Origin of the sequence: Rhodoblastus sp. (assembly GCF_019449565.1) — a bacterium.
Taxonomy (GTDB): domain Bacteria; phylum Pseudomonadota; class Alphaproteobacteria; order Rhizobiales; family Beijerinckiaceae; genus Rhodoblastus.
The window spans coordinates 203394-228787 of record NZ_JAGRPM010000088.1 but is presented as its reverse complement, the minus strand read 5'-3'; the positions used below and the strand labels follow the sequence as shown (position 1 = coordinate 228787).

Below are 25394 nucleotides of genomic sequence, written 5' to 3'. Positions count from 1 at the left end.
CCCTTTCCCAAAGGTTAAATTTCGGCAAAAGGACGGCGCGTCAAAATGAAGCCTCATTCGCGAGCGAAAGCCACGCCATCGAGGCGAAGGAAAAGAAAGATTGGGTGAATGACGGGATATATCGCCGCGGCTTTCTGCCTGGTCATGACCTTTTTCAACGCCTTCTCGCTCGGCCTCGCCAGCTGGCGCTGCCGCCGCCGCCCCGAGCCGCTCGCCGAGCGCCTGACCCAAACGGGCATCGAAGCCGTCACCCCGCCGGTGAGCATTGTACGGCCCGTCTGCGGCCTCGAGACGTTCTCGGAAGAGACGCTGCGCTCGACTTTCGAGCTGGACTATCCCGAATATGAGGTCCTCTTCTGCGTGCAGAAGAAGAACGACCCGATCATTCCGCTGATCGAGACTCTGCTGGCCGGGCAGCCTGAAGGGCGCGGCCGCCTGCTGATCGGCGAGGACCCTATCAGCCCCAATCCCAAGCTCAACAATTGCTTCAAGGGCTGGCAGGCGGCGCAGCATCAATGGATCGTGCTGGCGGATTCCAACGTGCTGGCGCCCAAAGACTATCTTCAGCAGATGCTGGTCCGGTTCCGGCCCGACATCGGCCTGGTCTGCTCGCCGCCGCTCGGCGTGTGGCCTGACGGCTTCCGCGCCCAGCTCGAATGCGCCTTCCTCAATAGCTTCCAGGCGCGTTGGCAGTTCTGCGCCGACGCCATTGGCATGGGCTTCGCCCAAGGCAAGAGCATGATGTGGCGGCGCGAAATCGTCGAGCAGGCCGGCGGCGTCGCCGTCCTTGCCTCGGAAATCGCCGAGGACGCCGCCGCGACCAAGCTCGTGCGCAACGCTGGCATGAAAGTCGCGCTGGTGGACCGGCCCTTCGGCCAGCCGCTCGGCAAGCGCACCCTGCGCTCCATCTATCAGCGCCAGACCCGCTGGGCGCGCCTGCGCCGCGCCAGCTTCCCGAGCATGTACGCGCCGGAAATCCTGGCCGGCTCGCTGTTGCCGATCCTCGCGGGCGCCTATGCCGCGCGCGATTTCGGCTTCGAGCCCTGGACCGCCGCCGCTCTGGTCGCCGCGGGCTGGCAGTTGCCCGAGACGCTCGCCAGCTGGCGGCTGGGCTGGCCGACCAGCCCGCTTTCGCCGCTCTATTTCATGCTGCGCGACCTGCTGTTCCCGATTGTCTGGATCGACGGCTGGCTGGGCGATGATTTCGTCTGGCTCGGCAATTCCATGTCCGTGCGCGAGGGCGCCGACGAGACGGTCGACGGCGCCGCCTGAACTCACAAAAGGGCGTCGGAAGACGCCCACTCATAGTCTGGCCATCAGTCCTCGAAACGCTCGCTGAATCCGATCGGGCTTTCCGGCGCGATCGAGAAGTCCGGCTGCTGGGCCGGCGCTCCCTTGTCGCGAAAGCGATTGACGATTGGATAGCGGCGGTCGCGGCCGAAATTCTTGCGAGTCACCTTCACGCCCGGGGCCGACTGGCGGCGCTTATATTCGGCGAGATAGAGCAGGCGCTCGATCTTCTTCACGATCTCGATGTCATGGCCGCGCGCGGCGATCTCGACGAGGCGCATTTCCTTCTCGACCAGGCATTCCAGCATGTCGTCCAACGCATCATAGGGCGGCAGCGAATCCTGATCCTTCTGGTTCTCGCGCAGTTCCGCCGTCGGCGGCTTGTCGATAATGTTCTGCGGGATCGCGAGGCCCTCCGGACCTAGCGCTCCGTCCGGCTTCCAGCCATTGCGCAGGCCGCACAGCCGGAACACCTGGGTCTTGTAGAGGTCCTTGATCGGGTTGAAGCCGCCGTTCATGTCGCCGTAAAGCGTGGCGTAGCCGACCGACATCTCCGACTTGTTGCCGGTGGTCACCAGCATCGGCCCGAATTTGTTGGACACCGACATCAGCAGGACGCCGCGCGCCCGGGCCTGGATGTTCTCTTCCGTGACGCCGCGCGCCGTTCCGGCGAAAAGCGGCGCAAGCGCGGACTCGATGCCCTCGACCGCCGCTGCGATCGGCAGAATGTCATAGCGCAGGCCGAGCGCCTTGGCGCAGTCCGCCGCGTCCGTCAGCGATTCCCCGGACGTGAAGCGATAGGGCAGCATGATCGCGTGGACGCTGGCAGGACCCAGCGCATCCGCCGCCATGGCAGCACAGAGCGCCGAGTCGACGCCGCCCGACATGCCGAGAACGACGCCGGGAAAATTGTTCTTGTGGACATAGTCGCGCAACCCCAGCACGCAGGCGGAATAATCGGCCTTGTCGTCGTCCAGCGACGGCGCGCTGGGCCCCTCCTCGCAGAACCAGCCGTGACCGCCGCGCCGGAACACAACCTTGGCGACCGTCTCGGCGAAGGCCGGCAAGCGCCCAGCCAAGGCACAATCGGCGTTGACGATGAAGCTCGCCCCGTCAAAAACCAGTTCGTCCTGGCCGCCGACCTGATTGAGATAGACCAGCGGCAGCCCGCTTTCGACCACCCGCTCGGTAACGACCGCGAGACGCTCGGAATCCTTGCCGCGCCAGTAGGGCGAGCCATTGGGCGAGAGGAGAATTTCCGCGCCGGTCTCGCTCAAGGATTCGACGATGTCCGGCCCCCAGATATCCTCGCAGATCGGCAGGCCGAGCCGCACGCCGCGAAAGGCGACCGGCCCCGGCGCCGGGCCGGGCTGGAATACGCGCTTCTCGTCGAATACGCCGTAATTGGGCAGATCGACCTTGAACCGCACGGCGACGATGCGACCGCCGTCGAGCAGCGCGTAGGCGTTGTGGCAGGCGCCGTCCTGCATCCAAGGCAGGCCCATCAGAACGGCAGGACCGCCATCCGCCGTATCGCGCGCCAGTTCCTCCAGCGCGGCGCGGCAGGCGTCCTGGAACGCCGGCCTCAGCACGAGATCCTCTGGCGGGTAGCCGGCGAGAAACAGCTCCGAAAACATGACGAGATCGGCGCCGAAGGCGGCCGCTTCACGGCGCGCGGCGCGCGCGCTGTCCCGATTGGCGTCAATGGCGCCCACGACGCAATTGATCTGGGCGAGAGCGAGCACGAGGCGGTCTGCGGGAGGAGAGGGCATCATCATGACGCCCGGTTTAGCGTGTTTTCCGGGCGGCTTGAAGCCTTCATTATCGGGCGTCTGTCGGCGCTTACGAAGCGCGCGGGGGTATTCCAGCCGCCGACAGCGCCGCGACCTCGCCGTCGCTGAAAACGCGGCTGCGGGTCAGAAAGCTCACGCCCTCCGGCGCTTCCAGCGAGAAGCCGGAGCCCTGGCCCGGCGTCACGTCAAGGATCAGCTGGGTGTGGCGCCAATATTCAAATTGCTGCGCGCTCAAATAGAAGGGGCTGCAGCCGACTTCGCCGAGCAGAATGTCAGCCTCGTTCACGCGATAATCTCCCTCGACGAAACACATGGGCGAAGATCCCTCGCAGCAACCGCTGGAAAGATAAAACATCAGCGGACCGTGTTTCGCTTTGAGAATGGCGATCCAGAGCAGGGCTTCCGCCGTGGCTTCAATACGTGAGGGCGCGGGCATCTTTTCCTCGGTTTGCTTAGCTTTTCAATACATCAGACTGGAATGTGGCGCCTCGAAGCCCGGCCCGTTTCCCGATCCCAAAGTGGGAGGCTCGCCCACCTCAGCCAGGAGCGAGACTTCGGCGTCGGTGAAGACACGCAGGCGCGTGAAGAAACAGACGCACTCCGGCGCCTCGATGGAAAAGCCCGAACCTTGGCCCGGCGCCACGTCGATGATCGTCTGGATAGTCCGCCATTGTTCGAATTGCCAACCGCTCATGTAAAAGGCGCAGCCGCCAATTTCGCCGAGCAGAACATCGGCGTCCCCCAGTCTGTATTCTCCCTCGGGAAGACACACGGGAGCCGGTCCTCCCTGGCAACATCCGTGATGCTGATAAAACATCAGCGGACCGTGTTTTTCTCTGAGGCGAGCGATCCAGAGAAGTGCTTCGGCGGTGGCTTCGACACGTGCGGGCGCGGGCATCTTTCCTCCGAGGGCTGTTTACGGAACAGGCTCAGGCGTCAAAAAAATTGCGCGGCGCGTTTTAGGCGCCGCGCAATCCGCAGTCTTCATGATGGGACGGCGCTCCGGCTTGGACCGGGGCGCGCAGTGTTCTCAGAAGAAGCCGAGAGCCTTCGTCGAATAGGAGACGAGCATGTTCTTGGTCTGCTGATAATGGTCGAGCATCATCTTGTGGTTTTCGCGGCCTAGGCCCGATTCCTTGTAACCGCCGAAGGCCGCATGGGCCGGATAGGCGTGGTAGCAGTTGGTCCAGACGCGGCCGGCCTGGATATTGCGGCCGAAGTGATAGGCGCGGTTGCCGTTGCGCGTCCACACGCCGGCGCCGAGGCCGTAGATGGTGTCATTGGCGATCGCCAGCGCGTCAGCATCGTCCTTGAAGGTCGTGACCGACAAGACCGGCCCGAAGATTTCTTCCTGGAAGATACGCATGCTGTTCTTGCCGTGGAACACGGTCGGGTTGATGTAATAGCCGCTCTCCAGCTCGCCGCCGAGATTGGCGCGCGAACCGCCGGTCAGCAATTCAGCGCCTTCCTGCTTGCCGATGTCGATATAGGACAAGATCTTGTGCAGCTGTTCATTCGAGGCCTGGGCGCCGATCATGGTGCTCATGTCGAGCGGGCTGCCCTGCTTGATCGCTTGGACGCGCTTGACGGCGCGCTCGATGAACTTCTCGTAGATCGATTCCTGAACCAGAGCGCGGCTGGGGCAGGTGCAGACTTCGCCCTGATTGAGCGCGAACAAGGCGAAACCTTCGAGCGCCTTGTCGAAATATTCGTCGTCAGCGTCCATCACGTCGGCGAAGAAGATGTTCGGCGACTTGCCGCCCAGCTCCAGGGTCGCCGGGATCAGATTGTCGGCGGCGTAATGCGCGATCATCTTGCCGGTGACTGTCGAGCCGGTGAAGGCGATCTTGGCGATGCGCTTGCTCTGGCCCAGCGCCTTGCCGGCTTCCGCGCCGAAGCCGTTCACGATGTTGAGAACGCCTTCCGGCAGCAGATCGGCGATCAGCTCGACCAGAACCAGAATGCCGACGGGAGTCTGTTCGGCGGGCTTCATCACGATGCAATTGCCGGCGGCGAGCGCCGGAGCGATCTTCCAGGCGGCCATCAGCAGCGGGAAGTTCCAGGGAATGATCTGGCCGATAACGCCGAGCGGCTCATGGAAGTGATAGGCGATGGTGTCGTGGTCGATCTCAGAGATCGAGCCTTCCTGGGCGCGCAGGGCGCCGGCGAAATAGCGGAAATGATCGACCATCAGCGGAATGTCGGCATAGGTCGTCTCGCGGATCGGCTTGCCATTGTCGAGCGTTTCGACCAAAGCGATGGTGGCGAGATTATCCTCGATACGGTCGGCGATCTTGAGCAGAATCTTGGAGCGTTCGGCGGCCGGCGTGCGGCCCCAGCTGTCCTTGGCCGCGTGAGCGGCGTCGAGGGCGAGTTCGATGTCCTGCGCGGTCGAGCGGGCGACCTGGCAGAGAACCTTGCCGCTGACCGGGCTGATGTTGTCGAAATACTGGCCCTGCACCGGCGCGACCCATTTGCCGCCGATGAAATTATCGAATTTTGACCTGATCAGATTCTTGCCGGTGAGATTGGCTACAGCTTCCTGGTACATGACCTTCCTCCATATTCGCGCGCCTTGCGACGCTTGTCGGAAGCGGCCCGCTCATTCGTCCATGCGCCGGGGCGCGAGAGACGAAAGGCCGATCCGCTCGAATTACAGTTGACGCCCCGGAGGCGCCTGCCCGATCAAGGCGCAAATTCACTGCCTTGCGATGGCCGCGCCGGCGCCTCGATATTCGACGCCCTGCCTTCCGACACATGGACAATCAGTGAAATCAAGAAGAGAGCGCGGGCGTCGCCAAGGCATCGCTTGCGCGGTCTTTTATTGACGAATGACCTCCCGGGCCGCGACGCATTAAGGGCGACGCTTTCAACCTGCGACAATTTAGTCTCTATACTGAAACTTGCGATACTGCTCTTTAGTGCCATTGCACCTGGCCGAACCGGGAACGAAAGGCGCATTTCCCGCCATGCTGAAGCGGCCGGGACGGCGCAACCGCAATAACGCTTCCGAAGCTGCGATGCCCGCCTTCCCCCGCGCATGGGCCTTGAGCCAAATCTAAGGGCCGGTTCATACTTTGGCGCCGTAGACGCTGTTGCGGGGCGCTCTATCTTCGCTTAGGGATAGAGGCCTTGATCAGCAGAACTGCGACAAAACGCAGCCTATCCCTCGAGCGCATCGGCCGCGCGAGATCTTCATTGGAGGAAAACATGACGGAAGTTACCTGGACCGCCCCCGAAGCCTGCGAAGTTTGCGTCGGCATGGAAGTCACCAGCTATATGTCGGCTGAAATCTGATCGCAGCGACCGCCTGCGCGTCATTCGCCTCATCGGACGCCAACGCGACCGGTGAGGTTTTTGCGCTTTGGGAGCCTGCGACGGCGAGCCGCTTCGCCTAGCTGAGCGAGCGCTGCCGGGACCTCGACGCTTGACGAAAATCTTACGATTTTCTCGCCGCGGCCTGACGCATTGGACGTCGGATTGCTATATCGCCATCATCGGGCCGCGAGGTCGCTTGCTGCGATCATGTCCGGCGCCGCGGGGCCCGTGGGGCTCGATTTGAGCCACAATTCGGCATAGAGCCAAGACCGGCATAGAGCCAGGACTGGGAATAAGGTCGTTCACGTGCAATTTCTTGTGCTCGGATCGGCGGCGGGCGGCGGCCTTCCGCAATGGAACTGTCTCTGCGAAAACTGCCGGCTCGCCTATGCGCGCGACGGCCGGATCGCGCAGCGATCGCAATGCAGCGTCGCCGTCAGCGCCAATGGCGAAGACTGGGTGGTGCTCTCCGCGACGCCCGACCTGCGCCAGCAGATCATCGCCAATCCCCAACTCCACCCGAAGATCGCGCCGCGTCATTCGCCGATCAAAGGCGTGTTCGCGCCAAATGGCGATGTGGACAATATCGCGGGCCTGCTGGTGATGCGCGAGGTTCAGCCCTTCACGCTCTGGGCGACGAAAAGCGTCATGGCCAATACGATTGGCGGCGTGTTCGGCGTGCTGAATGCGGACGCCGTCAAGCGCGAGACGGTGGCGGTCGAGCAGGTCGTCGACACCGGCCTGGGTTTCACGCTGACGCCCTTCGTGACGCCGGGCAAAATTCCGCTCTATCTCGAATCGCGCAACGAAGCCGAGATCGAACTCGGCGCCGAGAGCGACACCACGGTAGGCGTCGAAATCCGGCAGGGCGACCGGCGTTTCTATTACATGCCCTCCTGCGCCCGCATCACAGACGCGTTGCGCAAGCGGCTCCATGGCGCGGACCTGATCTTCTTCGACGGCACGACCTTCGAGGACGATGAGATGATCCGACTCGGCCTTTTGCCGAAGACCGCCTGGCGCATGGGCCATATGGCGATGAATGGCGAGAAGGGCTCGATCGCCTCGCTCGACGGCCTTGACATCAAGCGTCGCGTTTTCGTCCACATCAATAATTCCAACCCGGCGCTTCGCCATGATTCCGCGGAGCGCGCGCAGGTCGAAGCGGCAGGCTGGGAAATCGGCTATGACGGCATGACCGTCGAAATGGCGGAGGGCCGGCCGTGACCGTCGAAGAACTCGCGCCCGAGTCGCGCCCCCATCTGTTGCGCGGCGTCAAGCTCAAGAACGATCAGGTCCGCAAGACCTGGGTGCTGCTGGCCCCCGAGCGCTATCTGCGGCTCAACGCCATCAGCGTCGACATATTGCAACGCTGCGACGGCGCCGCCGCCCTGTCCACGATCGTGGACGATCTCGCGGAGAAATATTCCGCTGATCGCACGATGATCGAACGCGACGTGCGAAGCCTGCTCAACAGCCTGCTCGAAAAGCGGATGCTCGGCCTATGACCACGCAATCAACTCCCCAAGTTTCGGCTCAAGCTCCGGCTCAAATTCCGGCCCTGCAGCCGCCCTCCGCGATGCTTGCGGAGCTGACCTATCGCTGTCCGCTCGCCTGCCCCTATTGCTCCAACCCGCTGCAAATGGGCGGGCGCGAAACGGAAATGCCGACCGACGCCTGGAAGGACATCTTCACCCAGGCGGCGGCGCTCGGCATATTGCATGTCCACATGTCGGGCGGCGAACCGGCGTCGCGCCGCGACCTGCGCGAACTGGTGGCGCATTGCGCCAGCCTTGGCCTCTACACCAATCTGATCACCTCCGGCGTCGGCCTGACCAAAGCCTCCTTCGCCGAACTGGCGGCGGCCGGCCTCGATCATGTGCAGCTTTCCATTCAGGACGCCGAGGCGAAGAGCGCCGACTGGATCGGCGGCTATGAGGGCGGCTTCGCCAAGAAGCTCGAAGTCGCCCACTGGGTCGCCGAGGAAGGCCTGCCGCTGACCATCAATGCCGTGATCCATCGCGCCAATGTCGCCCGCGCGGCGGATATGGTGGATTTCGCCGTGCGTCTCGGCGCGCGGCGAATCGAGATCGCCCATACGCAATATTACGGCTGGGCGCTGCGTAATCGGTCGCATCTGATGCCCACGCGCGCGCAGAGCGAAAAGGCCTATGCCGAGGTCGAGGAGCGCCGCGAGCGCTACAAGGGCCAGATCGTCATCGACCATGTCGCGCCGGATTATCACGCGAAATTTCCCAAGGCCTGCATGAGCGGCTGGGGCCGTATGAGCATGAACGTCACGCCACAGGGCAAGGTCCTGCCCTGCCATGCGGCGGAAACCATTCCCGGCCTCGAATTCTGGAACGCGCGCGAAAAGAGCCTGGCCGACATCTGGACCAACTCGCCCGGATTCAATGCCTATCGCGGCGACGACTGGATGCAGGAGCCCTGCCGCTCCTGCGAGCGCAAGACGGTCGATTTCGGCGGCTGCCGCTGCCAGGCGATGGCGCTCGTCGGCGACGCCGCCGCCTGCGACCCGATCTGCTCGAAGTCGCCGCGCCATGACCTGATCGCGGAAATCGCGGCGCGCGACTCCGCGGAGGAAGTCGCGGGCTTCACGCCGCGGCGGATCGAGCGCGCCCGGGAGAAAAGCCCCGTTTGAGCCCTGCGCGGCGGTTGGCGCGACCCTTCTCCTCCAAGGGCGCCAAAGTACAATTTCCCTCGCGCCGCCGCACTCTAAGATCGGGCCAAAATTTGGAGGAAAAACGTGGCGTTTATGACCCGCACTCTCGGGATTTCCCTTGCTGTCTGTCTGTCCGTGTTCGGCGCCCAGCGCGTCCTCGCGCATGGCGACGTGACCCCGCAGCCCGTCGACACCACCGGCTTGCAGCCGCTCGGTCCGGAATGGCTGGAAAAGAACCCCTATCGCGGCAATGAGCTCGCGGAGAAAATCGGCCACTCAGGCTTCGCGCAGAATTGCGCCCGCTGCCACGGCATCGAAGCCGAGTCTGGCGGCCTCGCGCCCGACCTGCGTTACCTCGACAAGGGCGAAGAGGGCGATGCCTGGTTCATCGGCCGTATCCGTCATGGGTTCACCCAGAACGGCGTCACCAAGATGCCGGCCTTCGAAGGCATTCTGTCCCAGGAAGCCATGTGGTCGATCCGCACTTATCTCGACTCCCGCTACCAGGGTAATTGACCCATATGCGCGCGATCTTCCGCGCAGCGCTTGTGCTCGCGACCATTTGCGGCGCAGTCGCGCCGCAAATGGCGCAGAGCCGCACGCTTAAAGCTGTGGAATCCGCGGGTGTCCTGCGGGTGACCGTCTATCGCGACTACAAGCCGTGGTCGTGGGAAGAAAATGGCGTCCGCAAGGGAATCGACGTCGAAATCGGCGCGGCGCTGGCGAAGGCGCTCGGGACCAAGGTCGACTATCTTTTCCTGCGCGCCGGCGATGAAATCGACGTCGATCTGCGCAATGGCGTGTGGCGCGGTTCGCTGCTGGGCGAGCAGCCCGGCGACATCATGCTGCACGTGCCGAACGATCCCCGGGTCGAAGCGGCCAATGACAAGATCAAGCTGACCGCGCCTTATCAGGTCGAGGGCCTGGCCATGGCGGTGGAGCCCGGCAAGGCTGACGCCGCCAAGGATTTTTCGCTGTTCGAAACCGAAAAGGTCGCGGTCGATCTCGGCACCCTGTCGGACATCATTCTGCTGTCCGCGCGCGACCATAAGCTGATCTCGAACATCGTGCATGTGCGCGGCGAGGACAAGGCGGCGCAGGCGTTCGAAAAGGGCGATGTCGTCGCTTTCTATGGGGAATCGGCGCTGGTGGAGAATCTCGCCCATCAGAGCAGCAAGCCCGTCACGATCATTTTTCCGCCGCATCGCCTCTCCCAGAGCTGGCCGATCGGCGGCGCGGTCAACGCAGACGCAGTCGACCTGGCCGAGGCCATAGACAAGGCGACCGCCCACTTGGCCGAGTCAGGCGAATTAAAGAAGATTTTTGCGTCCTACGGCGTCACGTGGCGTCCGCCGGCGCAAGAACAATGACCGGTTCCGGTCCTGGTCCGGCGGCCTCTTAGCCGCCGAGCCAAATCAAATGGCGCCGGTCGCTCCGGAGCAATTCTTTGGGAGGAATGGGAATGATGAAACGCACACTTCTAGCTGGCGTCTCCGTGTTGGGGATGGCCTTCGCCGGCGCCGCGATGGCCGCTGGCGTCACAGACGCGGACCTGCTCGCCGACGGCGTCAACGCCAAGCAGGTCGTCACCAATGGTCTCGGCCTGGCGGCCCACCGCTACAGCCCGCTGACCCAGATCAACACCTCGACCGTCAAGAACCTGGTTCCGGCCTGGTCCTTCTCCTTCGGCGGCGAAAAGCAGCGCGGCCAGCAAGGTCAGGCCGTGGTGCATGACGGCGTCATCTATATCACCGGCTCTTACAGCCGCCTGTTCGCGATCGACGCGAAGACCGGCGAGAAGATCTGGGAATATGACGCCCGTCTGCCGGAAGGCATCATGCCCTGCTGCGACGTCGTGAACCGCGGCGCCGCTTTGTTCGGCGACAAGGTTTATTTCACCACGCTCGACGCCCAGATCTACGCGCTCGAAGCCAAGACCGGCAAGGTCGTGTGGCATAAGGCCATCGACGATTTCAAGGCCGGCTATTCCAACACCGCCGCGCCCCTGATCGTCCCGACCAAGGCCAATGGCACGCTGATCGTGACCGGCGTCTCCGGCGGCGAATTCGGCGTCGTCGGCCGCGTCGAAGCGCGTAACGTCGACACCGGCGAACTGGTCTGGAGCCGTCCGACCCTCGAGGGCCTGACTGGCACCTATCAGGGCAAGGAAACGACCATGACCGGCAAGGCCAATGAGACCTGGTCCGGCGACATGTACAAGACCGGCGGCGGCGCCACCTGGCTCGGCGGCACTTATGACCCCGACACCAAGATGGTGTTTTTCGGCACCGGCAACCCGGCTCCGTGGAACTCCTGGCTGCGCCCGGGCGACAACAAGTGGACGTCCTCGCGCCTCGCCATCAATCCCGAAAACGGCGAGTTGGTCTGGGGCTTTCAGACGACCCCGCATGACGGCTGGGACTATGACGGCGTGAACGAGTTCATTCCGTTCGAAATGACCAAGGACGGCAAGACCGTGAAGGCCGGCGCCACCGCCGACCGCAATGGCTTCTTCTATGTGCTCGACCGCACGAACGGCAAGTTCATCTCGGCCATGCCCTTCGTCAGCAAGATCACCTGGGCCAAGGGCATCGACGCCAGCGGCCGTCCGATCTATGACGAGGCCATGCGTCCGGGCGACCCGACCAAATCCGAAGATGGCAAGAAGGGCAAGGAAGTCTTCGCCGTTCCGTCCTTCCTCGGCGGCAAGAACCAGATGCCGATGGCCTATTCGGACCAGTCCAAGCTGTTCTATGTGCCGTCGAACGAATGGGGCATGGACATCCACAACGAGCCGGTCGTCTACAAGAAGGGCGCGGCCTATCTCGGCGCTGGCTTCAACATCAAGCCGATCTTCGACGACCACATCGGCTCGCTCAAGGCGATCGACCCGGTCGCCCAGAAGGTGGTGTGGGAATACAAGAACAAGGCTCCGCTTTGGGCTGGCGTTCTGACCACCGCCGGCGGTCTTGTGTTCACCGGCAACCCCGAAGGCTATCTGCTGGCCTTCGACGCCAAGAACGGCGAAGTCCTGTGGAAGTTCAACGTCGGCACCGGCATTGTCGCGCCGCCGATCAGCTGGGAACAGGACGGCGAGCAGCTCGTCGGCGTTGCAGCCGGTTGGGGCGGCGCGGTCCCGCTGTGGGGCGGCGAAGTCGCCAAGACCTTCAAGGGCATCAACCAGGGCGGCTCCTACTGGGTGTTCAAGCTGGCGCCCAAGTCTGCCACCAAGTGATATCCGCCGCCAAGTAAGGCGATCCGGCCGCTTTCCGGCGCAAGCCTGAAAGCGACCGACGCTGGCGAATTTCACGATCACGCCAATCGAGCGGCCGCGCCAACGCCCGGCCGCTCTTTGCTTGTCACGCGGCGCCATCCTGTTGCGCGGATTTATCTTTCCGCGCGGACTGGCCCGTCACGCGACTTGCGCGCGGCGCCGTCAAGGCGCACATTCACGAACGATCGCCCGGACCTTTCCACAGACGAAACGCCGGGCGGCTGAGCGGCGGCCCTGATCGCCGTTCCAGACAAGGCCGGGACCGGGAAACGCCCAATGACGCGCATTCTGATTGTCGACGATCATCCCCTGTTTCGCGAAGCGCTCGAAAGCGCCGTGCGGCTGGAGCGTCCGCAATGCGAAATTTTCGAGGCCACGACCATCGAAGAAGCGCTCGACGTGCTGGCGAGGGAAAAGAACCTCGATCTCGGCCTGTTCGATCTATTCCTGCCGGGAACGACAGGCCTTTCCGGCCTTGTGCGGGTGCGCGCGGCCCATCCGCATCTCCCGATCATGGTCGTCTCGGCGCATGAGGATCCGCGCGTCGTGCGCGATCTGCTCGCGCTCGGCGCCGCTGGCTTCGTCTCCAAGGCGACGTCGAAAGGCGAACTCGCCCGCGCCATCAATGAGGTCCTCAACGGCTCGATCTATTTGCCCGAACGGTTCCGCGACATCAACCAGCCGCAACCGTCCGAGATCGAGCGCGGCGATATGCTGCGCCGGTTGCAGGACCTGACGCCGCAGCAATTGCGCGTGCTCGACATGATCCGCGCCGGCCTGCAGAACAAGCAGATCGCCTATGAGCTTGGCGTGGCGGAAACCACCGTCAAGGCCCATGTCTCCGAGATCCTGCGCAAGCTCAACGTCTACAGCCGCACCAAGGCGGCGATCGAAGTCGGCAAGATGGATTTCGCGCAATTTTCCGCCGAGGGCCATCCCGGCGCCGATAAAAGCGCGTCGAACTGACCGCTTCGCAAAAGGTTGTCTACCGTGCGCAAAACTTCCCTCCGCCTTCGCCCGCTCTTTCTGGCGCTGAGCCTGGCCGGCTTCGCCCTGGCCTCAACTGCCGCTTCCGCAGCCGACAAGCTGCGGCTCGCCATCCAGTCAACCGGAACCTTCGCCTGGGAGCTGGCCATTGTCCGCGCCTATGGCCTCGACAAGGAGGCGAATCTCGATTTCGAGACGACCGAATTGTCGACCACGGAAGCTGGCAAGATCGCACTGGTCGGCGGCGGCGCCGACATGATTCTGTCCGACTGGCTTTGGGTGGCGCGAGAGCGCTCGCTCGGAACCGCGCTGGTCTATTATCCCCATTCGACGGCCCTCGGCGCCGTGATGGCCAAAGGTCCCGCCGCCACCTGGAAGGCTTCCGACTTCGTCGGCAAGAAGCTCGGCGTCGCGGGCGGCTCGCTCGACAAGAGCTGGCTCATGCTGCAGGCCTGGGCGCTCAAGCAGAAGGTCGATCTCAAGACGCAGGCGACGCTCGCCTTCGCCGCCCCGCCTCTGCTGGCCGAAAAGCTGTCGCAGGGCGAACTTGACGCCGCGCTGGAGTTCTGGACCTTTGCGGCTCGGCTTGAGGCCAAGGGCTTCGCCCGCGTGGTCGACATGGCGGCGGTCGAGCGCGACCTCGGCGCCAAGGGACCGGTCGTCGTCACAGGCTATGTCTTCAACGAGTCGTTCGGCGCGAAGAACGGCCCCTTGCTCCAACGCTTTTTCACCATGATGACCAAGGCGAAGAGGCTGATTGCCGATAATGACGAGGCCTTCGCGAAGATCGCGCCCATGACCGGCGTCTCCGATCCCGCGACGCTGGCGATCCTGCGCCAATATTACCGCCAGGGCATTCCCACGCGCTCGCTGGCCGAGGAATTCGCCGACGCCGAAGCGATCTACAATGTTCTGGCGACGGTGGGCGGACGGCAGCTTGTCGGCGACGCGACCCAGCTCGATCCGGGCCTGTTTTTTCATCCGGCCCCCGAATCCGGAAGCAAATGACGCGTCTCGTTTCGCTCTGCCTGTTCATCGCGCTGTGGCAGGTTGGCGCCCTGCTGCTCGGCCCGCGTTACCTCCCGGAGCCGATGGCTGTGGCGGCGACACTGCTCGCCGAGGCGCGCAACGGGGCTCTGGCCTTCAATCTCGGCGTCACCCTCGCCCGCGTGCTGGCGGGCTTCGCGCTCGCCATGGTCATCGGATCGGCTCTGGGCATTGCGCTGGGCCGCCTGACAGCGCTTGACCGTCTCGTCGATCCCTGGCTGGTGATCGTGCTGAATACCCCGGCGCTGGTCGTCATCATGTTCGCCTATATCTGGGGCGGGCTGAACGAAAGCTCCGCGCTGGCGGCGATCACGCTCAACAAATTGCCCAACGCCGTCGTCACCCTGCGCGAAGGCGCCCGCGCGCTCGACCCCGCGCTCGATGAAATGGCCAAGGTCTTCGCCTTCTCCCGGCTGCGGCGCTGGCGCCATGTGGTGGCGCCGCAGCTGGCGCCCTTTTTCGCAGCCGCCGCGCGCAGCGGGCTGGCGCTGGTATGGAAGATCGTGCTGGTGGTCGAATTGCTCGGGCGCCCCAATGGCGTCGGCTTCAAGATGAACGAGGCGTTCCAGCTGTTCGACCTCCGGCTGCTGCTCGCCTACGCCCTGCCTTTCGTCGCGCTGATGATCCTGGTCGAAAGCTTCGTGCTGCGCCCGGCCGAACGCTCCGCCAGCTGGTGGCGTCGCCATGGCGCTTGAAATCGAAATCGCGCGCAAGGCCTTCCGCCTCGCCGATCGCGGCGAGCGGATCGTGTTCGATCGTTTTTCGCTGAGCGTCGCCGAGGGCTCCATCGTCGCCTTGCTCGGCCCTTCCGGCTGCGGCAAGAGCAGCCTGCTGCGCATCATTGCCGGTCTCGACTCGGATTTCTCCGGCGTGGTGACGAACAGGCCCCGGCGCATCGGCATGGCCTTTCAGGAGCCGCGCCTGCTGCCCTGGCGCAATGTCGCCGACAACCTGCGCCTCGCCGCGCCAGGCCTGACCGACGAGGCTCTGGCCGCGCTGCTCGCCGCCTTCGAACTTGAGGGGCGCGGCGGCGATTATCCGGGGCAATTGTCGCTCGGCCTCGCGCGCCGGGCCGCCCTGGCCCGGGCCTTCGCCGTCGAGCCCGAGCTGATGCTGCTTGACGAACCTTTCGCCTCGCTCGACCGCGCCTTGCACCTGCGTCTGCGCGCGCTGCTGGCGCAACGCATCGGCGCGAAAAAAATCACGGCGCTGATCGCCACCCACGACCTGGACGACGCCCTTCTGCTCGCGGACGAAATCATCTTTCTCGAGCCCGCGCCGGCGCGAATTCGCGGGCGCCTGCCGATCCCCGCGCCGCGCGGATCGCGTGACGAAAATCTTACAAAACTAAGGGCTTCCGCAGCGATTTATCAGGTGAATGACGCGCCCGGGAATGGTAATTCGGAAGGCGCGACATAACGCAAGAACAACAATGGGAGCGAAACTATGGGCAGCGCCGCTTTGGCCGAAAAGGTCTCCGCGCCAACCGATCTTCTGACCAGGGAAGAATTCGAGGCCGCCATCCGCGCCGTGGGCGCCGAGCGTTACCACGACAAGCATATCTTCCACAAAATGCTGCACGGCGGTCAGCTGAACAAGGGCCAGGTTCAGGCCTGGGCGCTCAACCGCTATTGCTATCAGGACGCCGTGCCGCGCAAGGACGCCGCGCTGATGGCGCGCACCGACGACCGTGAATTGCGCCGCGAATGGATCCACCGCATCCACGACCATGACGGCCTCGAGAACGAGGAAGGCGGCATCGAACGCTGGCTGGTCCTGACCGATGGCCTCGGGCTCGACCGCGCCTTTGTCGTCTCCAAGGAAGGCGCCCTGCCCGCCACGCGTTTCGCGGTGGAGGCCTATGTGCGCTATGTGACCGAGCAGCCGCTGGTGGTCGCCGTCGCCTCCTCGCTCACCGAACTGTTCGCGCCCAAAATCCATCGCGAGCGCATCTCCGGCATGCTGGAGAACTACAGCTTCGTCAGCGACGACGTGATGGCCTATTTCAAGCGTCGCCTGGCGCAGGCCCCGCGAGACGCCGATTTCGCGCTGGAATATGTCAAGACCCACGCCAAAACCCGCGCCGAACAGGACGCCTGCGTCAAGGCCGTGCAGTTCAAATGCAACGTGCTATGGGCGCAGCTCGATGCGCTCTATCTGGCCTATGTGCAGGGCATGATCCCGCCCGGCGCTTTCGTGCCGAAGGCGTAAAAAATCGCGCTCGCCTCGCCGAGGCAGGGCGAGCGCTTAAGCCAGGTTCTGGCGCGGGAATCCCGGGGTCGCCCAGACCTTGCCGGCCTTGGTGACGCCATAGGCCTCGGCGTCGAAATGCTTCAGCAGTTTCGCGCCCTCGTCCGGCCCCAGCACAGAAACCGCCGTGGAGAGCGCATCCGCGACCACGGCCTTGGGCGCGATCACCGTCACGCAGGCGAGCGATGCGGGCGAATAGCCGGTGCGCGGGTCGAGAATGTGGTGGCGGGAATAATCCTCCGACCAAGTATAGGCATAGTCGCCCGCCGTCGCCATGCAGCCGGTGACAGGCGCCGTGCCAAGCATGGCGTCGGGCTGGCGCGGATGTTTCACCGCCGCCGTCCAGTCGCGGTCATTGGCGGCGCGGCCCAGGGATTCCATCTCTCCGGTATCGACGAAGGCCTGTTTCACGCCGCGCTCGGCCAAGATCCTGGCGACGCGATCCGCCGCATAGCCGTGGGTGAGGCTGTTGAGCGTGATCCCCATGCCGGGGCGCTCGAAAGCAATCGCCCCGGCATCGAAACGCACGCGCGACTGGCCGATCAGGGCGCGGGCCGGCGCGGACTCCTCGTCGCTCGGCCAGTCGCCGCGCTTGGCCCAGGAATCATAGAAAATCCATAGCGGCTGCACGGTCACGTCGAAGGCGCCGCCGCTGGCGCGGTGCACATCTTCGGCGACCGCGAGCATGTCGAGCAAAGCTTGATCGGGCCGCTCCAGCCGGCCTTCGGCGTTGAGGCGGCGAATGTCGCTGCCCGGCGTGGACAGGCCCGCGACGCGCTCCAGGCGCCGGATTTCGGCGAAGCCGGCGTCGAGCGCAGCCTCGGCTTCGCGCTCCTCCAGCCCGACCACGGTCAAGGCGACGCCCGTGTCGAAGGCCACGCCCGCGCGGCGGAAGGACAGCGCCGCGCGCCCCTCGCGTGAAGCAGCCCAGACGCCCGCGGCGCCGAGCCCGGCGCCCGCAAGGGCCAGTTGCAGCATCTGCCGACGATCGGTCTTCATTGCGCCGCCTCCAATTGCTGTTTCTGCTTCCTGCGCGCGCGCTTCTGCTCCAGCACCACGGGCACGCAAAGTTGCGGATTGTCGAGGATCGCCACGCAATCCAGACATTGGAAACATTCCGAATAGACGATCTGGCCGCTCTTCTCGATCGCGCCATAGCGGCATTTCACCTTGCACATCTGACAGGGCGAGCCGCATTCCTTGCGGCGCGGAATCCATTTCCAGCGCCGCACGAAACTCAACGCCGCAAATGTCGCCCCCAGTGGGCAGAGATAGCGGCAGAAGAATTTGTAATGGAACATGCCGACGATCAGAAGCGCCACGGCATAGAGCACGAAGGGCGCCGAGCGCAGGAAGATCAGTGTGATCGAGGTCTTGAACGGCTCGACCTCGGCGACCTTTTCCGCCTGACCGGAAAAGAAAAGCGCCGTCACGAGAATGACCGCCAGCACGATGAATTTCGGCACGCGCGCCAGGCGTTCATAGCGCTGCGGCAGGCCGATCTGGCGCAGACGCAGCAGCCGCGCGACCTCGCCCGCGAATTCCTGCAAAGCGCCGAAAGGGCAGAGCCAGCCGCAAAAGGTCCCCCGTCCCCAGATGAACAGGGCGACGAGGCCGAAGATCGTGACCATTAGGGTCGGCGGATCCCACAGGAAAAAGACGAAGCTGCCCTCACCCTTGAGCGCCTTGATCAAGCCGAACAGCCAGACGATCGACAATTGCGCCTGCGCGATCCAGCCGATGAAGACCAGCGTGAAGGCGAGAAAAGCGAGGCGGAACCATTTGAATGCGCGGGGCGAACGCGTCAGCGCGCGTTGGCGCGCCAAAGCGACAGCCAGCACGAGCAGGCCCGCGCCGAGGATCGCAATATCGCGGCTGCGGCTTTCCCAGATCGAACCGAGACCGAGGCCGGAATCGTCGGGCGGCAGGTCGAATAGATTCTTGGGTAGGCCGTAGCCGAGCTTGAAATCCCTCGTCACGCGCTCGGGAAAGATCTGGCCCTTTTCGCGCAGCACGCGAATCGAGAATTCCGACGGCGAGGCCGGATCGAACGCCGCCTGCGGCGCGATGCGCATGATGGCGACATCGCTCCTGGCGAGATCGAGACCCTTTGGAACAGGCAGGTCCAGCGAGTCGCGCCAGACAAAATCGCGCCAGGCGACCGGGGCCTCGGCCTGGTCCAGCGCTATGAAATTGGGCGTGGCGCCGGGCACGAAAGAGTCCGGCATGAAGGTCCAGCGGCCGCTCGACAGCACGAGCATGGCAGGCGCCCCATCGAGCTGGTTCATCAGCTTGCGCCATTGCGCCTCGCCGAGCAGGTTGCGCCCCACGATCGGCACGTCCACCTCCGCGATATAGACATCGGCGAAGGTTCCGTTCGGATCGGCCTGGCCCTCCTCGTCCACATCGGCGGCCACCGTTCCGGCGAAAGCCTTGTTCAGTTCGGCATTGGTGAGATGCAGATGGCGGATGTAGCCGCGATCGAGCATTTGCGCGAAGGTCAGCGGCTCGAAAACATCCGGCTTGGCGCGGGCGGCGCGGTTAGGATCGCGCCCCTTGGAAAAGCCGAGCCTTGCGCGCGCGACCTGCAGAGCGGAATTGATGATCGTCTCGTTGATGATGCGGACCGAGGCGGTCGCCTTGGCGACGCCGTCGATCTCCGCCGCGACATTGTCGGCGCGCGGATCGCGTGTGCCGGGGGGCACGATCTTGATCGATTGCCGCAGCGACTTGCCGGTATATTGTTTGAGGAAATCCTTTAGCGGCTCCGGCCCCAGACCGTCGACGAAGACTGGCTCGTGCTGGCTGAGCACCCTCACGTCCAGAAGTTCGCCGGATGGCTTGACCGCGACCAGCAGATTGACCGGCGTGCCGGAGAAGCCCGGGATCGGCTCGAAATCGATGGATTCGAAGGCATAGGCGACGAGAACGTCGCCATTGTAGCTTTGCTGGAAAATCGGCCAGACAGGCAGCGTCGCATCGCGCTCGCCGACGCTAAAGGGCTTGGGAAACAGGACGTTCATCGCCTCGCGGTCGAGCGAGGACGCTCGCGCGCCTTCCGTGAAAAAGCAGCAGCACGTCAAAGCCGCGAGCAGCGTCATGAGACGCGCAAACGCGGCGACCAGCCCCGAAGGACCCGCCCAGTTCCAAGGCATTTCTTTCTCCCCTAACAAAGTTGTTTTACGCGGAAGACATCGCCTATAGTACTTTCTCCCAATTGCGCGCCGGGTGACGGGCGCGGCGCGCCGGAAGCGGCGGCGAAACTGGCGCGACTGGGTCCAGAACAATGCGCGCCCGCAAAAAAAGCCGGGCGCGAAAAAATCCGGGGGATGGAACCGTTGCAGACAGGCGAGATGCGCGTCGACAGCCTGGAGGGCGTCGTCGTCGCTTCCACCAGCGCGGAGAGCGCCGAAGGCGCGGCGCGCGAGATTGCCGCGGCGATTTCCGGCCAGCTGGCCACGACCGGCGACCGGCCCGAGGAAGCGCTGGTCGGACTGGTCTGTTTCGTTTGCGCCAGCTACGACACCGCCGCTTTCGCCTCCGAAATTCATTCGCTCCTTCCCGGAACGCCGATCTTCGGCTGCACCACGGCGGGCGAACTGACGCTATCCGGCTGGGCCTCCCATTCCATCGTCGCGATCGGCTTCCTGCGCAGCAATTTCACGCTTGAAGCCCAAATGATGGAGGACCTGTCGCATTTCGGCGTCGAAGAGGGGCGCGCCTCCATCGCCGATGCGCGCGCGGCGTTGGCCGCGCGCATCCCGGAAGGCGAAACCGACCGCTGCTTTGGCCTGCTGCTGATCGACGGCATGTGCCGGCGCGAGGAGGCGGTGATCTCGGCGCTCTATTCGGCGCTTGATGACATCCCCGTCGTCGGCGGCTCCGCCGGCGACAGCATGACGTTCGAGAAGACCTGGATGATCCGCGACAGCGCCATCTACCGCGACGCCGCGCTCCTGCTGCTTTTCCACACCGACATCCCGTTCACGACCTTCAAATGCGATTATTTCGAGCCGACATCGCTCAAGATGGTCGTCACCGACGCCGACACCGAGTTGCGCGTCGTGCGCGAACTGAACGCGGAGCCGGCGGCGCAGGAATATGCGCATCAGGTCGGGCTGGTCGAAAGCTCGCTCGACGCCTCGTCCTTCGCCTCTCATCCGGTGCTGGTGGGCGTCGGCGGCCAATATTACGCGCGCTCGATCCAGAAGGTGAACGCGGACGGCTCGCTCAGCTTCTTCTGCGCCATCGACGAGGGACTGGTGCTGACCGTCGCCAAATCGCTCGACCCCTATGAAAGCACGCTGGCGACCTTCGAGCGCATGGAGTCCGAACTCGGCGCGGTCTCGCTCTATATCGGCTTCGATTGCGTGCTGCGGCGGCTGGGCGCCGAGCGCAACCAGATCGCCCACCGCCTGTCCGAGCTTTATCGCCAGCATCGGGTGGTTGGCTTCAACACCTATGGCGAGCAATATCGCTCCATGCATGTGAACCAGACCTTCACGGGCGTAGCCTTCGGCTATCGCAGCGATGACCAAAAACAGCCGGCATGACCCTTTACGCGAGCGAAAATACCGACGATCTCAAACGCCAGATCGAGAAGCTGGAAAAGATCAACCGTGCGCTGATGTCGCGCGTGGAGCGGTCGGTGGACAGCCAGTTCAACGCCTTTTCGCTGTTTGAGACGGCCATCGCGCTCGACCATCAGGTGCGTCGCCGCACGCAGGAACTGCAACAGGCGATGCGCTCGATCGAAAAGGCCAAGCGACAGGCCGAAGCGGCGAGTTCGCTGAAGACGACCTTCGTCACATCTGTCGGACACGACCTGCTCCAGCCCCTGAACGCCGCCCGGCTTGCGCTTTCAGCGCTCAGTGAATTGCAGACCGGAACAGAGGGGGGCGTGCTGACCGAACAGGTCGACCGCTGCCTGATGACGCTGGAGGACCTCATCCGGACGCTGCTCGACCTGTCGAAGCTCGACGCCGGCGTGATGCAGCCGGAAGTCCGCAGTTTCGAGCTTAACGACGTGATGGAGCCGCTGGCGCGCGAATTCGATCATTTCGCACAAAAGCGCGGGCTGAAGCTGCGCATTTTCGCCACCCGTCGCACCGTGCGCTCCGATCCGTCCATGCTGCGCCGCATTTTGCAGAATTTGCTCGCCAACGCCCTGCGCTACACCGCGCATGGCGGCGTTCTGGTCGGCGTGCGCCGGCGCGGCGACAATGTCCTGGTGCAGGTTTGCGACACCGGCCCCGGCATTCCGGACGACCGGCGCGAGGCGATTTTCCAGGAATTCCAGCGCGCGCACAGCGACATTCCGGGCCAGACCGGCTTCGGCCTCGGCCTCGCCATCGTGCGACGCTTCGCCCATGTGCTGGGCCATCCGGTTTCGCTGGCGTCGCGCGTCGGACGCGGCTCGACTTTTTCGGTCCTCATCCCGCTCAGCAGCGAAGCGCCGCCGCCGCCTGTCCCGGTCCCGCAGTTCCGCGCCATTCCCAACCGGATCGCCGGCGCGAAGATCCTGCTGATCGAGAACGAGCCCGCGGTCAGCGAGGCGATGATCCTGTTGCTGGAGCGATGGGGCTGCGACGTCGCGGTGGCGACCTCCGGCGCCGAGGCGGTGGAGAAATTGCGCGCGCTGGCCAATCCGCCGCAAATCATCATCGCCGACCTGCATCTCAACAATGGCGAACTCGGGCCTCAGGCGATCCAGGCCGTACGTCGCGCCTGCGGCAAGAACGCCCCCGCCCTGCTCGTGACGGCGGACCATTCGTCGCGCGCCGAGGACGAGGCGCGCCGCAACAAGCTCGAAATGCTGCGCAAGCCTGTGCGCCCCGCCGAGCTTCGCTCGCTGCTGTCCTTCCTCCTGACTTGAAAATAGGACTTTATAACGGGAGAACTGGGGCTGTTGAGGTGATTTAATTGAGTTGCATCATGTCGCAACGCCCATGATTCCAAGATAACAATTATGATGGGTCCGTCGGAGCGAATGGCACGCTGCGAGGTCGATCCACCGCAAGCGGAGCAAGAGGTTATGCAAGCCAAGGTTCTCATTCTTTCCGCCGCCCTGTTCGCCGGTCTGGCGATTGGCGCGCAGGCCGCCGAAGAGATCAAGGGCGACCCCAAGGCGGGCGAAATCGTCTTCAATAAATGCCGCCAGTGCCATCACATCGGCAAGGGCGCGACCAATTTCTACGGCCCCGTCCTGAACGGCCTGATCGGCCGTCCCGCCGGCACCGTGCCTGGCTATAATTATTCGGAAGCCAACAAGCATTCGGGCAAGGTTTGGGACGTTGTCACCCTCACCTCCTATCTCAAGCAGCCGCAGCATGACGTGCCTGCGACCTACATGACCTTCACCGGTCTGAAGGGCGACCAGGACATCGCCAATGTGATCGCCTATATCGCCCAGTTCGACAGGAGCGGCGCGATGAACGAAGCCAAATAAGGCTTCGCGCGCAAGATCGCCTGCACAAGGCCGCCGGCGCGATCCGGCGGCCTTCTCATTGCGCCGCCGGATTTGAGCCACTATGAGAAGGCGCGAACCAGCGAGGCGGAGCGAATGAAGGACCTGTTTTCCGGCGAGGACCATATCGTCGTGGCGCTCGACGACGTCTGCGTCAACGTCTCGTGCGGCCTGCATCCCTGGGAGCGCCATCCGGAGCGCCCGACCCGCCTGATGATCTCGGTCCGGCTCTATGCGCCGCTCGCCACCCCGCGCGCCGCCGACGCCCCGATCATCGATTACGACACCGTCCGCAAGCGCATCCGCGCGCTGGAGAGCGAGGGGCATATCGACCTTGTCGAGAGCGTCGCGGACCGGATCGTCGAATCCTGCTTCACCGACGAACGCGTGATCGCCTGCGCCCTGTCGATCCGCAAGCCGGACATCTACAACGAAACGCGCGGCGCCGGCATCGACCTGTTCCGCACCCGGGCGCGCTGGAGCGCCGGCCAGTGAAGTGCGCGCTGGTCACGGGAGCGACCAGCCGGCTCGGCGCCCCGCTCGCGCGCTCCTTCGCTCGCGAGAACTATCGCGTGATCCTGCACGCCAACCGTTCGCGCGACGCCGCGCAGGAACTCGCGGCGAGCCTGACCCGCGAGGGGGCCACAGCCGAGGTCCTGATCGCGGATTTCGCCGAGCGCGAGGCCACCGCTCAATTTTGCGAGACGCTGATCGAGAGGTTCGGCGCGCCGGACGCGATCGTGAACAACGCCTCGAATTTCGCGCATGACTTTCCCGGCTGCGGCGATCCCGCCATGCTCGCGGCGAGTTTCGCCGTCCACGCCGAGGCGCCCTTCCGGATCGTCGAGGCCGCGGCCCGGGCGAAGCGGGCTGACGCCTTGCTGACCGTGTTCAATATTCTCGACCAGAAGCTGATCAATCCGAACCCCGACTATTTCTCCTACACCCTGGGAAAGGCAGCCCTGCTGGCCATGACCGAACTCTGGCAGCGGGCCGGGCGTGCGGACATACGCGTGTTCGGCCTGCTGCCCGGCCTGATGTTTCCTTCCGGTCCGCAGACGGAGCAGCGTTTTTTGCTCGACGCAGGCAAGATCCCAACCGGACACGCCACGCCCGCCGACGACATTTGCGCGGCGATCCATTTCTACCTCGGCTGTCCCGACATGCCCGGCCAGATGCTGCCGATCGACGGCGGCGAACATCTTGCGCCGCGCAGCCGCGACATCGCATTTGAGTGATCGCGCCTTACGCGCGATCTGGGCCTTCGAGCAAAGACCGCGCGGGCGATCTCTGCCCGCGAATGAATTTCGGCTTTTGTTACAGGACGAAGGGCGCTAAGAACCGGCCATGCCCGCGATGACGATCACCCAGGCCTTCACCTTCGAGGCCGCGCATCATTTGCCCCATGTGCCGGAAACCCACCGGTGCCGGCGGCTGCATGGCCATTCCTATCGCGTCGAATTGCGGCTCGCTGGCGAAGTGGACGCTTATAGCGGCTTCGTCGTCGATTTCTTCGACGTGGAAAAGGTTTTCCAGCCGCTTCTGGAGCGGCTCGACCATCATCTGCTCAACGAGATCGAGGGCCTCGAAAATCCGACCGCCGAAAATATCGCGGTCTGGATCTTCGATCGCGTCAAGCCGGAACTCGGGCAGCTCGACTCCGTGAAGGTGTTCGAGACCCCTATGTGCTGGGCGGAATATTGCGGCTGAGGCGCAGGGAGATCGGGACGGGCGGACCCGCCCCGTTCAGGCCGCGCGCTTAGTTGCAGACCCACACCCGGCGGCCAAGGCGCGGGCTCCAGCGCCAGCACGCGCCATAAGCGCCATAACCCGCGCCGTAAAAGCCCGGGCGGTAATAGGCGCCGCCGTAATAACCCCGGCGATAGGCGCCGCCATAATAGCCCCTGCGGTAGCCGGCCCCATAGGCCACGCGACGGCCGGCGTAGCCGCCGCGATACCCCCCACGGTAGCCCCCGGCATAACCGCCACGGTAGCCGCCACGGTAGCCTCCGTGATAGCCGCCGTGGAATCCACGGCCGCCGCCGCCATGGAATCCGCCACGACCGCCGCCGTGGCCGCCACGAGCCATGGATTCCATCGGAACGGCGAGCAGCCCGGCGCAGACGAACGCAAAAGCGAAGAGCAATTTTCGCAACATTTTTCTTCTCCCTCCCGAATGTCCGCCATCGTCCGAAGGGTTCTATGTCCCGCGGAACAATGAAGAACTCTTGGGACGCCGCGTCGGGGCGCCAATGAGGTTTCGGCGGGTCTGGCGCATTGTCCAGT

26 protein-coding genes are annotated in these 25394 nt (G+C 64.1%); 19 read left to right on the top strand and 7 right to left on the bottom strand.

Features of this window, described 5'->3' with window-relative positions:
* Positions 1–108: 108 nt before the first annotated feature.
* Entirely contained in the window at positions 109–1272 is a 1164-nt protein-coding gene (locus QZ409_RS21515) for a ceramide glucosyltransferase (RefSeq protein ID WP_296715480.1), read from the top strand.
* Between the two features lie 44 nt (positions 1273–1316).
* Here the strand turns inward: QZ409_RS21515 and QZ409_RS21510 are convergent, their stop codons facing one another.
* The 4 genes from QZ409_RS21510 to adh all read right to left on the bottom strand — a co-directional run bounded on the left by QZ409_RS21510 (position 1317) and on the right by adh (position 5634).
* The gene (locus QZ409_RS21510; protein ID WP_296715478.1) at positions 1317–3062 is read right to left on the bottom strand and encodes an NAD+ synthase; all 1746 of its coding nucleotides are present in this window, start codon (positions 3060–3062) and stop codon (positions 1317–1319) included.
* 70 nt (positions 3063–3132) lie between these two features.
* Complete coding sequence (locus tag QZ409_RS21505; RefSeq protein WP_296715475.1) at positions 3133–3519, bottom strand: DUF779 domain-containing protein; 387 nt, start codon at positions 3517–3519, stop codon at positions 3133–3135.
* 24 nt (positions 3520–3543) lie between these two features.
* Entirely contained in the window at positions 3544–3981 is a 438-nt protein-coding gene (locus tag QZ409_RS21500; RefSeq protein ID WP_296715473.1) for a DUF779 domain-containing protein, read from the bottom strand.
* A 132-nt stretch (positions 3982–4113) separates the two neighbouring features.
* Complete coding sequence (gene adh / locus QZ409_RS21495) at positions 4114–5634, bottom strand: aldehyde dehydrogenase (RefSeq protein WP_296715470.1); 1521 nt, start codon at positions 5632–5634, stop codon at positions 4114–4116.
* Between the two features lie 581 nt (positions 5635–6215).
* Between adh and pqqA the strand changes: the two genes are divergently transcribed.
* From pqqA to pqqC, 12 genes are all read left to right on the top strand, one after another.
* Complete coding sequence (gene pqqA / locus QZ409_RS21490; RefSeq protein ID WP_296715467.1) at positions 6216–6380, top strand: pyrroloquinoline quinone precursor peptide PqqA; 165 nt, start codon at positions 6216–6218, stop codon at positions 6378–6380.
* 327 nt (positions 6381–6707) lie between these two features.
* Entirely contained in the window at positions 6708–7628 is a 921-nt protein-coding gene (gene pqqB, locus QZ409_RS21485; RefSeq protein ID WP_296715464.1) for a pyrroloquinoline quinone biosynthesis protein PqqB, read from the top strand.
* A complete protein-coding gene (gene pqqD, locus QZ409_RS21480; RefSeq protein ID WP_296715461.1) occupies positions 7625–7909 on the top strand; it encodes a pyrroloquinoline quinone biosynthesis peptide chaperone PqqD in 285 nt (94 codons plus the stop codon). The genes pqqB and pqqD overlap by 4 nt, the downstream gene beginning before the upstream one ends.
* Positions 7906–9063, top strand: a complete 1158-nt coding sequence (pqqE, locus tag QZ409_RS21475; protein WP_296715459.1) for a pyrroloquinoline quinone biosynthesis protein PqqE — start codon at positions 7906–7908, stop codon at positions 9061–9063. The genes pqqD and pqqE overlap by 4 nt, the downstream gene beginning before the upstream one ends.
* Before the next feature lie 114 nt (positions 9064–9177).
* Entirely contained in the window at positions 9178–9600 is a 423-nt protein-coding gene (pedF, locus tag QZ409_RS21470; protein WP_296715577.1) for a cytochrome c-550 PedF, read from the top strand.
* Between the two features lie 5 nt (positions 9601–9605).
* Positions 9606–10454, top strand: coding sequence for a transporter substrate-binding domain-containing protein (locus QZ409_RS21465; protein ID WP_296715457.1), 849 nt, complete (start codon positions 9606–9608; stop codon positions 10452–10454).
* An 86-nt stretch (positions 10455–10540) separates the two neighbouring features.
* Positions 10541–12319, top strand: coding sequence for a PQQ-dependent methanol/ethanol family dehydrogenase (locus QZ409_RS21460; protein WP_296715455.1), 1779 nt, complete (start codon positions 10541–10543; stop codon positions 12317–12319).
* A 315-nt stretch (positions 12320–12634) separates the two neighbouring features.
* A complete protein-coding gene (locus QZ409_RS21455; RefSeq protein WP_296715454.1) occupies positions 12635–13324 on the top strand; it encodes a response regulator transcription factor in 690 nt (229 codons plus the stop codon).
* Positions 13325–13348: 24 nt separating this feature from the next.
* Entirely contained in the window at positions 13349–14353 is a 1005-nt protein-coding gene (locus tag QZ409_RS21450; protein WP_296715451.1) for an ABC transporter substrate-binding protein, read from the top strand.
* The gene (locus QZ409_RS21445; protein ID WP_296715448.1) at positions 14350–15087 is read left to right on the top strand and encodes an ABC transporter permease subunit; all 738 of its coding nucleotides are present in this window, start codon (positions 14350–14352) and stop codon (positions 15085–15087) included. The genes QZ409_RS21450 and QZ409_RS21445 overlap by 4 nt, the downstream gene beginning before the upstream one ends.
* Positions 15077–15811 carry an ATP-binding cassette domain-containing protein gene (locus tag QZ409_RS21440; RefSeq protein WP_296715445.1) on the top strand — a complete coding sequence of 245 codons (735 nt, stop codon included), beginning with the start codon at positions 15077–15079 and terminating at the stop codon, positions 15809–15811. The genes QZ409_RS21445 and QZ409_RS21440 overlap by 11 nt, the downstream gene beginning before the upstream one ends.
* Before the next feature lie 27 nt (positions 15812–15838).
* On the top strand, positions 15839–16603 hold the full coding sequence (pqqC, locus tag QZ409_RS21435) for a pyrroloquinoline-quinone synthase PqqC (RefSeq protein WP_296715442.1): 765 nt from the start codon (positions 15839–15841) through the stop codon (positions 16601–16603).
* 36 nt (positions 16604–16639) lie between these two features.
* Here the strand turns inward: pqqC and QZ409_RS21430 are convergent, their stop codons facing one another.
* A complete protein-coding gene (locus tag QZ409_RS21430) occupies positions 16640–17641 on the bottom strand; it encodes an FAD:protein FMN transferase (protein ID WP_296715440.1) in 1002 nt (333 codons plus the stop codon).
* Positions 17638–19797, bottom strand: coding sequence for a 4Fe-4S binding protein (locus QZ409_RS21425; RefSeq protein ID WP_296715438.1), 2160 nt, complete (start codon positions 19795–19797; stop codon positions 17638–17640). Before QZ409_RS21425 ends, QZ409_RS21430 begins: the two co-directional genes overlap by 4 nt.
* 198 nt (positions 19798–19995) lie before the next feature.
* On the opposite strand from QZ409_RS21425, the gene QZ409_RS21420 reads away from it, so the two are divergent.
* The 6 genes from QZ409_RS21420 to queD all read left to right on the top strand — a co-directional run bounded on the left by QZ409_RS21420 (position 19996) and on the right by queD (position 24818).
* Positions 19996–21195 (top strand): FIST N-terminal domain-containing protein, encoded by a 1200-nt coding sequence (locus QZ409_RS21420; protein ID WP_296715436.1) that lies wholly within the window; start codon positions 19996–19998, stop codon positions 21193–21195.
* Positions 21192–22517 (top strand): hybrid sensor histidine kinase/response regulator, encoded by a 1326-nt coding sequence (locus tag QZ409_RS21415; protein ID WP_296715433.1) that lies wholly within the window; start codon positions 21192–21194, stop codon positions 22515–22517. Before QZ409_RS21420 ends, QZ409_RS21415 begins: the two co-directional genes overlap by 4 nt.
* Before the next feature lie 114 nt (positions 22518–22631).
* Positions 22632–23090 carry a cytochrome c family protein gene (locus tag QZ409_RS21410; protein WP_296715430.1) on the top strand — a complete coding sequence of 153 codons (459 nt, stop codon included), beginning with the start codon at positions 22632–22634 and terminating at the stop codon, positions 23088–23090.
* 114 nt (positions 23091–23204) lie between these two features.
* Positions 23205–23603, top strand: a complete 399-nt coding sequence (locus QZ409_RS21405; RefSeq protein WP_296715427.1) for a dihydroneopterin aldolase — start codon at positions 23205–23207, stop codon at positions 23601–23603.
* Positions 23600–24346: an SDR family NAD(P)-dependent oxidoreductase gene (locus tag QZ409_RS21400; RefSeq protein WP_296715424.1), complete on the top strand. Its 747-nt coding sequence runs from the start codon at positions 23600–23602 to the stop codon at positions 24344–24346. The genes QZ409_RS21405 and QZ409_RS21400 overlap by 4 nt, the downstream gene beginning before the upstream one ends.
* A 118-nt stretch (positions 24347–24464) precedes the next feature.
* Complete coding sequence (gene queD, locus QZ409_RS21395; protein WP_296715575.1) at positions 24465–24818, top strand: 6-carboxytetrahydropterin synthase QueD; 354 nt, start codon at positions 24465–24467, stop codon at positions 24816–24818.
* A 49-nt stretch (positions 24819–24867) separates the two neighbouring features.
* Here queD and QZ409_RS21390 read toward each other — a convergent pair whose 3' ends face one another.
* Complete coding sequence (locus QZ409_RS21390) at positions 24868–25266, bottom strand: hypothetical protein (RefSeq protein WP_296715421.1); 399 nt, start codon at positions 25264–25266, stop codon at positions 24868–24870.
* Positions 25267–25394: the final 128 nt, after the last annotated feature.